Source organism: Actinokineospora sp. (assembly GCF_050699995.1).
Lineage (GTDB): Bacteria > Actinomycetota > Actinomycetes > Mycobacteriales > Pseudonocardiaceae > Actinokineospora.
The window spans coordinates 1-12,698 of sequence record NZ_JBOHGC010000485.1; the positions used below are offsets into that span (position 1 = coordinate 1).

Below are 12,698 nucleotides of genomic sequence, written 5' to 3' on the forward strand. Positions count from 1 at the left end.
GCCTGAGCAAGGGCCTGGGCGCGCCGGTCGGGTCGCTGGTCGGCGGGTCGGCGGCGTTCGTCGCCGAGGCGCGCCGGGTGCGCAAGATGCTCGGCGGCGGCGTCCGTCAGGGCGGGGTGCTCGCGGCGGCCGGACTCGTCGCGCTGGACCGCATGGGCGACGTGGCCACCGACAACGCGAACGCGGCCACCCTGGCGGCGGGGCTCGCGGACCTCGGCTGGGAGGTGACCGCGCCGGAGACCAACATCGTGCTGGCCTCGGTGCCGGACGTGCCGACGACGCTGCGGATGCTCGACCGGGTGGCTGTTCCCGCGGTCGCGGTGCCGGGCGGGGTCCGGTTCGTGACCCACCGGGACGTGTCGGCGGCCGACATCGCCGAGGCGCTCGGTCGGATCAAGACCGGCTGATCTCGTTCCCGGTCCGCTTGAGCTCGCCGCGCAGTTCGGCGATCTCCGAACGCAGTCCCTTGACCTCGCTCTGGATGGACTCCTCGATCGACTCCTCGGCGCCGGCGATCTTCTGCACGAACCAGGAGGCGATCACACCGGTGACCACACCGAGCAGGGCGATACCGCCGATCATCAGGGCGGCGGCGACCAGCCTGCCCTCGACGGTGACCGGGTAGCGGTCGCCATAGCCGACAGTGGAGATCGTGGTCATGGTCCACCAGACGGCGTCGCCGAAGTCGGTGATGTTGGCGTCCGGGTCGTGCCGTTCGGCGTCGAGCACGGCGAGGGAGGCGGACAGGCCCACCAGCAGGATGGTCCCGGCGACGTAGATGCCGATGCGGCCGCGGAAGGTGGTGCCGACCCTGCGGTTGAGCACCTTGAGCACGGTGATCAGCCGCAAGGCCCGCAGCTGGCGGACCATCGGCAGGGCCACCACGATCAGGTCGAACATGTGCCGCCAGAGGAACCGGCCTTTTCGCTGCGCGAGGGTGAACCGGATGACGTACTCGACGGCGAACACGGCCCAGATCGCCCAGAGCCCGATCTCCTGCCACAGCACCACCGTCGGCGACGCCGTCGTGTGCAGCACCTGCCACGCGTAACCGCACAGGAAGATCACGGCCAGCGCGGTCAGCGGCAGATCGGTGCGCTCTTCCCAGGTGCTTAATCGGGGCTCGAGCGGGTCGCTGTGGCGCACGCCGGGCGCGTAGGTGTCGGACACACCGACATCATCGCCGAACGTGCCTGATCCGCCAGGGGTCAGCGGCCGATTCTGGGCCGATCAGCCTTGCCCTTGATCGCTCCATATGCCGCGGCACCGACGGTGAGTATCGCGGCGGCTACCAGCAGCCACACCACGGCCTTGAACAGGACTCCGATCAGCCAGAACGCCAGCCAGATCGCGAGCACCGCGCCGATGATCTTGATAACCATGCCGCCCCCTCAAGCCGTTTCCTGGTCAACGCCCGCGGGCGGCCACTGGTTCCCAGGAGCGCAGGCGGCGGAGTGCTTCCTCGATGTCGGCGGTGGCGCCGGCGAACGACAGGCGGACGAACCGGTTGCCGTCGACCGGGTCGAAGTCGATGCCGGGCACGATCGCGAGGCCCGTGTCGGCGAGCAGGCGCTGGCAGAAGCTCATCGAGTCGTGGGTGAGGTGGGTGACGTCGGCGTAGGCGTAGAACGCGCCGTCGGCGGGCGCGATCCGGTCGATGCCGAGCTCGGGGAGGCCGGTGAGCAGCAGCTCGCGGTTCGTCGCGTAGCGGGCGACGTGGCCGTCGAGCTCGTCGTAGCTCTCCGGCTCGAACGCGGCGACGGCGGCGAGCTGGGAGATCGCGGGAGCGCAGATGGTGAAATTTCCGGTCAACGCGCTGACCGCGCGCTGTAGTCGCTGCGGGACGAGCAGCCAGCCCAGCCGCCACCCGGTCATCGCGAAGTACTTGGAGAACGAGTTCACCACGATCGACTCGCGGGAGTACTGCCAGGCCGTGCTGGTCTCGGCGCCGTAGGAGATGCCGTGGTAGATCTCGTCGCTGACCAGCTGCACCCCGCGCTCGGCGCACCAACCGGCGATCGCGGCCAGCTCGGCGGGATCGAGGACGGTGCCGGTGGGGTTGGCCGGGCTGGCGACGATCAGGCCGTCGATCGGGCCCAGCTCGTCGAGCATCGCCACGGTCGGCTGGAACCGGGTGCTCTCATCGCACGGCAGCTCGACCACCTCGCAGCCCAGCGCGTTGAGGATGTTGCGGTAGGCCGGATATCCGGGTCGCGCGAGCGCGACCCGGTCGCCCGCGTCGAACGCCGAGAGGAACGCGAGCAGGAAACCGCCGGAGGACCCGGTGGTGATCACGACGTCCTGCGGGGAGACGTCGAGAGAGTGCAGCCGCTCGTAGTGACCGGCGATGGCTTCGCGCAGCTCGGGAATCCCCAGCTGCTCGGTGTACCCGAGCGCCTGCGTGCCGAGTGCCTCCGCCGCGGCGAACCGCACGGCCTTCGGCGCCCCGGTCGACGGCTGCCCCGCGGCGAGCGAGACGACGTCGCCGTGTGCCCGCTGCCGCGCGTTCGCGGCGGCGAGGACATCCATCACGTGGAACGGCGGGACGGCGGCGCGGTTGGCGACTTTGAGCAGGCGAGCGTGCATGCCGCCAGACTAGGACTTGTCAGTACCCGACATATCCGCCGCCGCCGTGGGTGGCCTTGATGCCGGGGACATTCGCCGGCGAGCCGTATCGGGAGATCGCGTAGTTCACGCCCGCACAGATGTTGTCGACCGGGTTCCAGATGTCATCGTGGCCGGGCAGCTTGTCGTCATGTACGCGACGAATGCGTCCGCCGAGGCGCCTTGCCAGGCGCCGTCGAGTTCGCCGACCGAGGTGCTCACGGTCTTCGCCGCGTCGGCGGCGCCGGCGCGGTCGAGTTCGTCACTGGCGGTGCGGGCGATGGGCCTGCACGGCTTGGGCCAGCGCGGCGGCGGTGCGGCGCTGCTCGATCGCCCGCAGGTTGTAGTCCACTGCCCCATCCCCTCAGCTCGTCCGGTTCGAACGCCTGACGGTCCGCGGTGGTTCCGTCAGAGCTCGTCGAGTAACTCGCGCACGCAGGTGGCGAGACGCGCGTTGTCGGCTGGGGTGATCGTGCTCCACATGCGGCCGTCGGCGCTCGGTCGCGTCAGGTAGAGGTAGCGACCTGCGTCGGTGTCGTGGAAGGCGACGACCCGCTCGGCCCGGTCGCGCCGCCTGCCGCGCTGGGCGCGTTCGGCGCCGAACTGGCCGCGGGTGGTCATGCCCGTGACCATCGAGCCCAGCATCTGCGCGTCGCTGAGGCTCACGCCGTGCTCGGTCAGCGCGTTGATCATCAGCTGCGGGTCGGCGTGGTCGGACTTCGTGAGGATGTCGGTCGGCAGGCTGACGGAGCGCCCTGGACCGGCCGGGACATCGCCCGCGATGGACACGGCGGCTTCGGCGAAAGCGGTGCCGCGGGCCGGGATCAGCCACACCTCGGCGCCGTCGACGACCGCGAGCATCCCCTGGTCGCCGTTCGCCACGGAGAGCGCGGTGATCTCGTGGTCGGTCCACACCCAGCTGTCCACCGTGATCGGCGCGTGCGCGACCAGGCTGAGCGAGTCGGCCAGTTCGGGCGCCGCGCGGCCCGCCTCAGCCAGCCCGCGCTGCTCCAACCCGGCGAACGCGGCCGCGACCAGCTCTCGACGCTCGGTGTGAGTGCGGCCCGGGCTCGGCACGTCGAGCGCGACGTGGCGCTCCGGGAGTCGCTCGGACTCCCAGAGCACGTCGAACTCGAGGGTGGAGAGGACAACGCTGTTGGACAAGGTCAGTCGTCCTGCCCGAGGACTGGCGAGACCACCATGCGTTCGTCGCCGAAGACGTCCTCGGAGTCGATGCCGTACTTGCGCACGTGCTCTTCGTCTTCCTCGCCCTTGGCGCCCGCGGCCGCGGGCTGCATCAGCGACGCACCCGCCTTGCCCGGCCTGGCCCCGATGCGCTCGGCGTTCTTGGCGGCGCGGGACTGCTCCTCGGGCAGGTCGGTGATCGGCGCCGCACCCCGGGCCGCAGCCCTGGCCGCGCGGCCCTCGGGGGTGTCGGGGAAAGCACCGGCACCACGGACCAGCCGGTCCTTCCGCGCGTTCTCACCCGCGGCGGCACCACCGGCACCGGCGCCGGTCAGGCCGGCGAGGGCCGACATGTCGTTCAGCATGCCCATGGGGAAGCCTGGGCGGAGTCCACCGGGGACGTTGGTGGGATTGGGAAGTCCGCCGATGTTCGGGCCCAGCGGGCCGACGGTGCTGAGCCTGCCGCCGCCGGGCTGGTTGTTGTTCGTGCCACCGGGACCGCCGCCGCCGGGGCCGTCGGGGATTCCGGTGAGGCCGTGGCCGCCGCCACCGGGCAAGCCGGTCTGGCCGGGGACACCGGGAGCGCCCGGCGAGCCGGTCGGGGTGTAGGCGCTGGAGTTGCCGTTGAAGGTCTGCGCGGACGTCGTGCCGTGCCCCTGGTACGGGGTGGCGACGAGACTCATGCCGGGCGGCACGGGAAGCGACTGGTAGCTGCCGAGGGCGGACTGGCTGCCCTGGCTGTAGCCGTTCATCGAGGTCACGGCCTGCTCGTGGGCGGCGTTGGTCTGCTGCACCTGCTTGGCGTTGTCGGTCGTGTGGCCGAAGGCCCCGAGGAACCGGTCCATACCGTCGAGCTTGGTCGGCCCGCGCAGGTCACCGCCGTCGGGAGCACCGTTGCGGGTGGTGGAGAAGGCGTCGCCCTGCTCGCTCACACCACCGGCGGACTGCTCGACCGCGGGTGTGGCGTCCGAGGCATAGATAGCAGCGTTCTTGGTCGCCTCGGTACCGCCTTCGGAGGCGCTGCCCTCCCAGGTGACACCGATCTTGCCGAGCTCTTCGCGGAGAACCTGGTCGGTCTCGGCCAAGCCCTCGGCGATGGATTTGAGTGCGCGAACCGCCTTGTGCAGGCTCTCAGAACCCGGCCCTTGACGGAGTTTGTCCAGTTCATCAGCCAATTGCTGGTGGCTGTAGCCCTCGAAGCGCAGATCGCCCAGCCCGTTGTCGCCTGCCATGTCAGCTCCTCACGCCAGAGTCTGCAACGTGGTCACGGCCATCCCCGCGGCCTGCTCGGTCATTTGGCAAATCTGGTCCTGCGTGAACGCGTTCCTGCTCGTCAAGCTCATGGAAACCATGAGTTGCTGACCTTCCGCCACGTCGACGGACACCGCGCATTCCTGACTGTTCCGCTCGTTACTCGCGCCCTTGAACACGGTTTTCGCGGCAGCGAATCCAGCCACCGAAATCAAATCAGCGTCCACATTCCGTTTTCCGGTGAGCCAGGGGCCAATGCCTTCGGAAGTGATCAGCAGCGCGGAATAGTCATAATAGGGTTGCTGCGCTTGCACATTCAGCACGCACTCCTTTGAGCCGCGCCAGATGTCGCTGTTATTGGTCGTCAACCGCGAACGGTTGATCTTCAGCTGGCCGCGCTGCGCCTCGGTGAACAGGGCACAAGGATCGACCGCGTCGAGCTTGAACTCCTTGGGACGAGCTGGGATCTCGACAGTCGGCGAAGCAGATTTCGTCGAAGTCGGCTTCGAAGTGGCCGACCCCTCCTGCCCGGTGGGCGTCGTCGTCGGGCTGCCGGCCTCGCTCGTGGTGCACGCGGATATCCCGAGCAGAACGGCACAAGCACCTGCCAGGAGTATGCGACTACGCACGCTGTTCGCCCCCAAGCGCCGCAGCGATGTCTTGCTCGTTGTAACCGTAAGCCTTCGCGCTATCGATCAACTGCTGCACGAGGTTGTTCAAGCCCGCGACGTAGTCGCCGATTCTTGCCACATAGGAATCGTCGTTGATCAGAAGTAAATCATTCCAGGCTTCAGCAACCTTCGTGCTGACGATGTCCTCGCCTGGCTGGTCGACGCGAAGGTCGCCACGCGCATCGCGCACCAGGTCGCCGAGCGAGTCGGCCTGGGTTTGGATGATCTTGGCGGCGGCGAGGACGTTGTCGTGGTTCACGACGAACCGGCCGCTCGCCGGGCTGCCGCCCATGATGGCGCGGGCGGCGTCGAAGGCAGCGCCTGCTATCGCGCTTACCGTGCCACCCAGTGAAGCGCCGATGTCCATCTCACGCACCCCCGTACGCATCGTGACGATGTCGTCTCGTTTCGCAGGCTACCAATGGCGCGGTAAGGCCCACCTGAACTTTGACGGAGAAACCGGCGGTTCGGTTCCCTCAGCCCGCGACGGGGATGCCGATCTCGCCGCGGAGGGCGCGCAGGCCGATGTCGGTGCGGTGGTGGGAGCCCGCCAGGTGCACGGCGTCGACCTTGCGGTAGGCGTCGGCGCGGGCCGCTTCCAGGTCATCGCCCATGCCGACCACGGCCAGGACACGGCCGCCCGCGGACACGAGCGCGCCGTCTTCGCGGCGGCGGGTGCCCGCGTGCAGGATGCCTTCAGCCTCGGCCCCGGTGATCAAGTCGCCGGTGCGTGGGCGGCCGGGGTAGCCGTCCGCCGCTATGACAACCGTCACGGACGAGCCGTCGGCCCATTCCAGCGGCGGGTGCGCGGCCAGCTCGTTGCGCGCGGACGCGAGCAGCAGGGCCGACAGGGGGCTGCGGAGCAGGGCGAGGACCGACTGGGTCTCGGGGTCGCCGAAGCGGCAGTTGAACTCGATGACCTCGGAGCCGTTGCTGGTCAGCGCCAACCCGGCGTAGAGGAGGCCGGAGAACGGTGCGCCGCGCTTGGCCATTTCGTCGACGACGGGCTGGATGATGCGGGCGACGACGTCGTCGACCATGCCGTCGGGGGTCCAGGGCAGCGGGGCGTAAGCGCCCATGCCGCCCGTGTTCGGGCCCGCGTCGTTGTCGCCGACGCGCTTGAAGTCCTGGGCGGGGAGGAGCGGCACGACGGTGCCCGCTTCGTCGATCACGCAGAACAGGGAGACCTCGGGGCCGTCGAGGAACGACTCCAGCAGCACCGGGTGACCGCCGTCGAGCAGGGTCATCGCGTGCGCGCGGGCCTTGCTGAGGTCGCTGGTGACGACGACGCCCTTGCCCGCGGCGAGCCCGTCGTCCTTGACGACCCAGGTGGGGCCGAAGCGGGACAGGGCCGCGTCGAGGCGGGCGGGGTTGTCGACGATCTCGCTGTGCGCGGTGGGGACACCCGCCGTGGTCATGATGTCCTTGGCGAACGCCTTCGAGCCCTCGATGCGGGCCGCGGCGGCGCTGGGGCCGAACACGGGGATTCCCTCCGCGCGGACCGCGTCGGCCACGCCCGCGACCAGCGGGCCCTCAGGCCCGATGACGACGAGGTCGGCTTCCCACTTGCGGGCCAGCACCGTGACCGCCGCCGGGTCCGCGGGGTCGACCCCGTAGCTCTCGGAAAGCGAGGCGGTGCCCGCGTTCCCGGGCGCACACGCCAGCGCCGTCACCTCGGCGTCCTTGGACATAGCAAGGACCAGGGCATGCTCGCGGGCGCCAGACCCGATAACCAGGACACGCACGAGGACTGAGACTAGATGCTGGGCGCCCGCGACCGGTAATCGGTGTCAGCCGCCGAGGGCCTTGCGCGACCCGTCGTGCAGCGGCACCGGGTCGGTGTCGCCCGCGGTGGCCTTGTCGATGCCGCCCGCGGCGGGGTGCACCTTGACCAGGTCGTCCTTCTTGTCGAGGACCAGCTTGGTGATCGCACAGGCGTTGGCGGCCGGGAAGTCCTCGCGGACCAGGAGCACGTTCGGCACGACGATGGTCTTGGCTTCGGCTGTGCCGTAGGTCGCAGCCGGGATGGTGCCGGCGTCGTACACCGGGTTGATCTTCTTGAGGTCTTCGAGGTGGCCGGTGACGTCGATGAACTCGACCTGGCCCTTCATCGACGTGAACAGGTCGGTGAGTTCGGGCGTGGGCAGGCCGCCGGACCACACCAGGCCGTCGATCTGGCCCGCCTTCATCCCGTCGACGGTGGGCCGCAGGGCGAGCCGCTGGGCGGAGACGTCGGTGTCGGGGTTGAGGCCCGCCGCTTTGAGCAGGCGGGTGGCGATGACCTCGGTGCCGGACTTGGGTGAGCCGGTGGAGATGTTCTTGCCGCGCATGTCGGCGATCGACTTGATGCCGCTGCTGCCCCGGACGACGACCTGGGTCGCGTTCGGGTAGATGCGGGCCAGGGCGCGGACCTTGACCGGCTTGCCCTCGAACGCGCCCTTGCCGTTGACGGCGTCGGCGGCGGTGTCGGCGAGGGAGAAGGCCAGGTCGTAGTCGCCGCCGACGAGTTGCTGGATGTTCTGCACGGACGCGCCGGTCTCGGCCGCGGTGGCCTTGAGCTTGGAGTTGTCGCTGATCAGTTTGGCGAGGCCGCCGCCGAGTGCGTAGTAGACGCCGCCGGTGTTGCCGGTGGCGATGGTGATGCGGCCGTCGCCCGCTTCGCAGTCGCCCGCGCCGCCGGTGGTGGCCGTGTCGGTTCGTTTGCCGCCGCAGCCCGCGGCGAGGAGGGCGAGGGAGACGATCAGGATGCGGCTACGCATGTGCTTTCTCCTTGGCGCGGGTGATCAGGTGGACGGCGACCGCGATGACGAGGAAGCCGAGGCCGATGCCGATCGACATCGGGTTCAGGTAGAGCAGCAGGAGCGCGGCGGGGACGCAGAGGAGGCGGGCGGGGAGGCGCACTGGGCCGAAGAGCCAGCCCCCGGTCACCACGGCGAGCGCGCCGATGCCGACCGCGGAGACCGCGACCACCCAGAGGACCGTGCCGACGGGTCGCTGCAGGAGGAGCGCGGCGCCGTTGTCGGTGAGGACAAAGGCGATCGGGACCAGGAACGCCGGCAGCGTGTACTTCCAGGTCTGCCACATCGTGCCCATGACCGACCCGCCGGTGATCGCGGCGGCGGCGACGGCGGCGAGCGCGGTCGGCGGTGTGACCTCGGAGAGGACGGCGTAGTAGAAGATGAACATCGCCGTCTCTGCGGGCGCCACCCCGAGGTTGATCAGCGCCGGGCCGAGGATCACCCACGAGATGATGAACGACGCGGTGACCGGCACGGCCAGGCCGAGGACGCAGACCGCTACGGCGGCGAGCACCACGGTCAGCACGAGCACGGCCGTCGGGTCGGACGCGAGCGCTTTGGCGGCGTCCACGAGCGCGTCGGCGAGGGCGAGACCGAGGCCGGTCTTGGTGATCGTCGAGGTGATGATCCCGGCGGCGGCACAGACGGCGACCACCGGCAGCGCGCCCCGGATGCCTTCGGCGAGGGAGTCGGCGAGGTCCCGCACCCACCCGCGCGCGTTGTGCCTGCGCGGGATCAGGGCGAACAACGCGGCCACCCCAGTGGCATAGACGACAGCGGTGAACGGCGGAATGTCCATCGCCAGAAACACGACAATGATCCCCAGCGACGCGAAGTGAAACCACCCCTGCCGCAGGACTGTCCACAGGCGCGGGGGGTTATCCACAGCCACCCCTGGTGCGGAGGTGCGGGACTCGGGTGTGGGGATGCCGGTGTCGTTGACGTGGAAGCGGCGGGCGTCGGCTTCGACGGCCAGGCCGATGCCCAGGTAGTAGAGCAGTGTCGGGACGATCGCCCACACCAGCACGTTCAGGTAAGAGGTCTGCAGGTATTCGGCGATGATGAACGCGGCCGCACCGAGTGTCGGCGGTGAGAGGATCGCGCCGATGCCGGAGGCGGCGAGGAGGCCGCCGGCGTTTTCCTTGGGGTAGCCCGCTTTCCGCAGCACCGGCCAGGTGATCGCGCCGAGGCTGACGGTGGTCGCGGTGCCCGATCCCGACACGGTGCCGAGCAGGAATCCCGATGTGGCGGCGGTTCGGCCGGCGGCGGTGCGGGAGCGGCGGAACAGGGCGAAGCTGAAGTCGACGAAGAAGCCGCCCGCGCCGGAGGTGTTGAGAACTGCGCCGTAGATGGTGAACAGGACGACGTACGTTGCGGCGACGTTGAGTGGGATGCCGTAGAAGCCGCTTTGCTCGTTGTAGAGGGCGTTGACGATCTGGCCGAAGTCGATGCCCGCGTGCGCGAAATCCCAGTTCTGCGGAAGGAAACCGCCGTAATAGGCGAACGCCAGGAAGCCCAGGCACACGATGGGCAGCACCCAGCCCGTGGTGCGCCGGGTCGCCTCCAGGATCAGCAGGAGCAGCAGACCACCCGCGATTATGTCCGGTGTGGACAGTTCCGGCCGGTCGAGGAAGGCGTCGTACCCACCGGCGAAGCCGTTGCCCCCGAAGGGAAGCACCGGATACAGGCCGACAAACAGGGCGACCGTGGCGTACGCCCAGTCGACGATGCCCGGGTTCTGCGGACTCTTCGACGTCGGCCGGTAGCAGAGGAAGACCAGCGGAAGCGTCAGCCCAAGGAAGATCACCAAGTAGAACTGGACGCCCTGGGTGAACGGCCAGAACACCTGCCGGAGCACCAGCACGGCGATGACGATCGACGCGGCCCACACCCCGAGGTCCCAGCGGCCGGTGAGTTTGCGGGCCGGACGTTCCTCGTCGTGCGCGCCGACGACCTCGGTCGGGCCAATGGTGCTGGTCAACCATCCTCCTGCCAGGTGCGTTGATCTCTGACGCACGCTACCGCTGGTCATCGGTCCACAGAAGAGCGGATGTTGACCATGTCGTCACCGAACGCGACGATCAAGGCGCGGCGGGTCAGTTTCTCCACGTTCACCCGCAGGTCGGCAGCCCTTCGCCCAACAGCGGCCCGGGCGTCTTGCCGTCCGGCGAGTGTTGCCCGGTCAACCCACGTCTTGGAGGTCACCATGGTCCGAAAGGCCCGGTTAGCCGGCGTCGCCCTCTGCGCGCTCACCCTGTTCGGCGGGGTGCTGACCAGCGCGAGCGCGTCCCCCGACCAGCACTCGGCGGGCCCCCTGGTGTTGGGCCACCGCGGCGCGTCGGGGTACCGCCCGGAGCACACGCTGGCCTCGTACGAGCTGGCCGCGCGGATGGGCGCCGACTACATCGAGCCGGACCTGGTGTCCACGAAGGACGGTGTGCTCGTCGCCCGGCACGAGCCGGAGATCGGCGGCACCACCGACGTCTCCGCCCGGCCCGAGTTCGCCGCGCGCAAGGCGACGAAGAACCTCGACGGTGTGCAGGTCACCGGTTGGTGGACCGAGGACTTCACTCTCGCCGAGCTGAAGACGCTGCGCGCGGTCGAGCGCATCCCGCAGCTGCGGCAGCGCAACACGGTCTACAACGGCCGATACGAGGTGCCGACGCTGCAGGAGGTCATCGACCTGAGCAAGCGGCTCTCCCGCGAGTTGCGGCGCGACATCGGGATCTACCCGGAGACCAAGCACCCGACGTACTTCCGCAAGATCGGGTTGGAGCTGGAGCCGAAGCTGGTCGAGACGCTCACCCGCAACGGGCTGAACCGCCCGAACGCGAAGGTGTTCGTGCAGTCCTTCGAGGTCGGCAACCTCAAGGCACTCAAGCGTGAGCTGCGGGTGCCGCTGATCCAGCTGACCTCGGCGTCCGGCGCGCCGTTCGACTTCACCGATTCGGGTGACCCGCGCAAGTACGCCGACCTGCTGACCCCGGCAGGCCTGCGTGAGGTCGCGACCTACGCCCACGGCATCGGCCCGGCCAAGGACCAGGTCATCCCCCGCGACGCTGCGGGCAACCTGGCCGCCCCGACCGCGCTGGTCGGCGACGCGCACGCGGCCGGTCTGAAGGTGCACCCGTACACGTTCCGGGCGGAGAACAACTTCCTGCCGGTGAACCTGCGCTCGTCGGCCAACCCGGCCGAGTACGGCAACCTGTTCGGCGAGCTGTCGGCGTTCTGGGCGGCGGGCGTCGACGGTGTGTTCACCGACAACCCGGACATCGCCGTGGCGTCACGTTCGGAGGGCTGAGTGACGGTGCCGCCGGGTTTCCCGCGGCACCGCGCGCGGCTCAGTCCTGCTTGCGCGGTTCGCTGTTCTCTCGTTGGGCTTCGTGCAGCTGGTCTTCGAGGGTGACGATGCGGCGAGGCGCAGCTGTTCGCGTGAGTAGCGGCGGTGTTCTCTCAGACCACGCGGGAGTCGACGAAGCACCAGCGCCAGGTCTCGCCCGGTTCGAGTGAGCGCATGACCGGGTGGTCGGTCGAGCTGAAGTGGGCGGTTGCGTGCCTGCGCGGGCTGGAGTCGCAGCACGCCACGTGGCCGCAGGTGAGGCACTGCCGCAGGTGCACCCAGCCCGCGACGCCCATGGCCCGGCAGTCGGCGCAGTAGTCGTCGGCGTCGGGGGTGACCTCGGCGGGCAGGTCGGCCAGGTGCTCGCAGCTCATCGCGCACTCCTTCGGTGTCCGGGTAATCCTGACGCAGTGGAGATACTTCTGCTGCTGGCCGGAGCGCTGGCCGTGACCGCCCTGTCCCGCCGGGTCGGGTGGCCCGCGCCGCTGGTGCTCGTCGCCGCCGGGCTCGCGGTGTCGTTCATCCCGGGGGTGCCGGAGTTCCGGTTGCACCCCGAGGTGGTGCTGCTGCTGGTGTTGGCGCCGCTGCTGTATTCGGCGGCACTGGACAGCTCCTACCTCGACATCAAGGCGAACATGCGGCCGATCGGGCTCCTCGCGGTGGGGTTGGTGCTGGTCAGCACCGTCGTCGTCGGAGTGGTCGCGCACGCGGTGATCCCCGGTCTGCCGCTGGCGTCGGCTCTCGTCCTCGGCGCGATCGTGGCCCCGCCGGACGCGGTCGCCGCCGTGGCGATCGGCCGCCGCCTCGGCTTGCCGCGGCGGGCGATGACCCTGCTGACCGGGGAGAGCC

14 protein-coding genes and 1 pseudogene are annotated in these 12,698 nt (G+C 69.6%); 3 read left to right on the forward strand and 12 right to left on the reverse strand.

Translation table 11 applies throughout. The features are described from left to right. On the forward strand, window positions 1–407 hold a 407-nt coding region (locus ACRDSQ_RS24205), incomplete at its 5' end, for a beta-eliminating lyase-related protein (protein WP_431424252.1). On the opposite strand, the gene ACRDSQ_RS24210 is transcribed toward ACRDSQ_RS24205, so the two are convergent. The 11 genes and pseudogenes from ACRDSQ_RS24210 to ACRDSQ_RS24260 form a co-directional block, all read right to left on the reverse strand. Next, the gene (locus ACRDSQ_RS24210; RefSeq protein ID WP_431424253.1) at window positions 394–1,170 is read right to left on the reverse strand and encodes a potassium channel family protein; all 777 of its coding nucleotides are present in this window, start codon (window positions 1,168–1,170) and stop codon (window positions 394–396) included. The two genes, ACRDSQ_RS24205 and ACRDSQ_RS24210, sit on opposite strands and share 14 nt — an antisense overlap. Before the next feature lie 38 nt (window positions 1,171–1,208). Next, window positions 1,209–1,382, reverse strand: coding sequence for a hypothetical protein (locus tag ACRDSQ_RS24215; RefSeq protein ID WP_166657904.1), 174 nt, complete (start codon window positions 1,380–1,382; stop codon window positions 1,209–1,211). Between the two features lie 25 nt (window positions 1,383–1,407). Continuing rightward, window positions 1,408–2,586, reverse strand: coding sequence for a pyridoxal phosphate-dependent aminotransferase (locus ACRDSQ_RS24220; protein WP_431424256.1), 1,179 nt, complete (start codon window positions 2,584–2,586; stop codon window positions 1,408–1,410). A 19-nt stretch (window positions 2,587–2,605) separates the two neighbouring features. Beyond that, a pseudogene (locus tag ACRDSQ_RS24225) lies at window positions 2,606–2,749 on the reverse strand (lytic transglycosylase); the annotation flags it as partial. 263 nt (window positions 2,750–3,012) lie between these two features. Continuing rightward, window positions 3,013–3,768 carry an ESX secretion-associated protein EspG gene (locus ACRDSQ_RS24230; RefSeq protein ID WP_431424257.1) on the reverse strand — a complete coding sequence of 252 codons (756 nt, stop codon included), beginning with the start codon at window positions 3,766–3,768 and terminating at the stop codon, window positions 3,013–3,015. A 2-nt stretch (window positions 3,769–3,770) separates the two neighbouring features. Next, on the reverse strand, window positions 3,771–5,021 hold the full coding sequence (locus ACRDSQ_RS24235; protein ID WP_431424259.1) for a PPE domain-containing protein: 1,251 nt from the start codon (window positions 5,019–5,021) through the stop codon (window positions 3,771–3,773). A 9-nt stretch (window positions 5,022–5,030) separates the two neighbouring features. Beyond that, complete coding sequence (locus tag ACRDSQ_RS24240; RefSeq protein WP_431424261.1) at window positions 5,031–5,669, reverse strand: DUF3558 domain-containing protein; 639 nt, start codon at window positions 5,667–5,669, stop codon at window positions 5,031–5,033. Further along, window positions 5,662–6,078: a hypothetical protein gene (locus tag ACRDSQ_RS24245; protein WP_431424262.1), complete on the reverse strand. Its 417-nt coding sequence runs from the start codon at window positions 6,076–6,078 to the stop codon at window positions 5,662–5,664. The genes ACRDSQ_RS24240 and ACRDSQ_RS24245 overlap by 8 nt, the downstream gene beginning before the upstream one ends. Window positions 6,079–6,187: 109 nt before the next feature. Continuing rightward, window positions 6,188–7,456, reverse strand: a complete 1,269-nt coding sequence (gene purD, locus ACRDSQ_RS24250) for a phosphoribosylamine--glycine ligase (protein WP_431424263.1) — start codon at window positions 7,454–7,456, stop codon at window positions 6,188–6,190. Window positions 7,457–7,501: 45 nt separating this feature from the next. Beyond that, the gene (locus ACRDSQ_RS24255; protein WP_431424264.1) at window positions 7,502–8,470 is read right to left on the reverse strand and encodes a TAXI family TRAP transporter solute-binding subunit; all 969 of its coding nucleotides are present in this window, start codon (window positions 8,468–8,470) and stop codon (window positions 7,502–7,504) included. Beyond that, window positions 8,463–10,490 (reverse strand): TRAP transporter permease, encoded by a 2,028-nt coding sequence (locus tag ACRDSQ_RS24260; protein ID WP_431424266.1) that lies wholly within the window; start codon window positions 10,488–10,490, stop codon window positions 8,463–8,465. Before ACRDSQ_RS24260 ends, ACRDSQ_RS24255 begins: the two co-directional genes overlap by 8 nt. A gap of 225 nt (window positions 10,491–10,715) precedes the next feature. Here ACRDSQ_RS24260 and ACRDSQ_RS24265 point away from each other — a divergent pair, with 225 nt between their 5' ends. Beyond that, complete coding sequence (locus tag ACRDSQ_RS24265; protein WP_431424268.1) at window positions 10,716–11,810, forward strand: glycerophosphodiester phosphodiesterase; 1,095 nt, start codon at window positions 10,716–10,718, stop codon at window positions 11,808–11,810. Window positions 11,811–11,962: 152 nt separating this feature from the next. Here the strand turns inward: ACRDSQ_RS24265 and ACRDSQ_RS24270 are convergent, their stop codons facing one another. After that, window positions 11,963–12,223: a UBP-type zinc finger domain-containing protein gene (locus tag ACRDSQ_RS24270; RefSeq protein ID WP_431424269.1), complete on the reverse strand. Its 261-nt coding sequence runs from the start codon at window positions 12,221–12,223 to the stop codon at window positions 11,963–11,965. Between the two features lie 36 nt (window positions 12,224–12,259). On the opposite strand from ACRDSQ_RS24270, the gene ACRDSQ_RS24275 reads away from it, so the two are divergent. Continuing rightward, window positions 12,260–12,698 (forward strand): cation:proton antiporter (locus ACRDSQ_RS24275; RefSeq protein WP_431424271.1); only part of this gene is annotated, 439 nt, incomplete at its 3' end.

What these genes read in the sequence shown, in the direction of transcription:
- ACRDSQ_RS24255 (WP_431424264.1), bottom strand. Translation starts at nt 8,470, where the DNA reads ATGCGTAGCCGCATCCTGATCGTCTCCCTCGCCCTCCTCGCCGCGGGC.
- ACRDSQ_RS24220 (WP_431424256.1), bottom strand. Translation starts at nt 2,586, where the DNA reads ATGCACGCTCGCCTGCTCAAAGTCGCCAACCGCGCCGCCGTCCCGCCG.
- ACRDSQ_RS24215 (WP_166657904.1), bottom strand. Translation starts at nt 1,382, where the DNA reads ATGGTTATCAAGATCATCGGCGCGGTGCTCGCGATCTGGCTGGCGTTC.
- ACRDSQ_RS24245 (WP_431424262.1), bottom strand. Translation starts at nt 6,078, where the DNA reads ATGGACATCGGCGCTTCACTGGGTGGCACGGTAAGCGCGATAGCAGGC.
- ACRDSQ_RS24270 (WP_431424269.1), bottom strand. Translation starts at nt 12,223, where the DNA reads ATGAGCTGCGAGCACCTGGCCGACCTGCCCGCCGAGGTCACCCCCGAC.
- ACRDSQ_RS24265 (WP_431424268.1), top strand. Translation starts at nt 10,716, where the DNA reads ATGGTCCGAAAGGCCCGGTTAGCCGGCGTCGCCCTCTGCGCGCTCACC.
- ACRDSQ_RS24235 (WP_431424259.1), bottom strand. Translation starts at nt 5,021, where the DNA reads ATGGCAGGCGACAACGGGCTGGGCGATCTGCGCTTCGAGGGCTACAGC.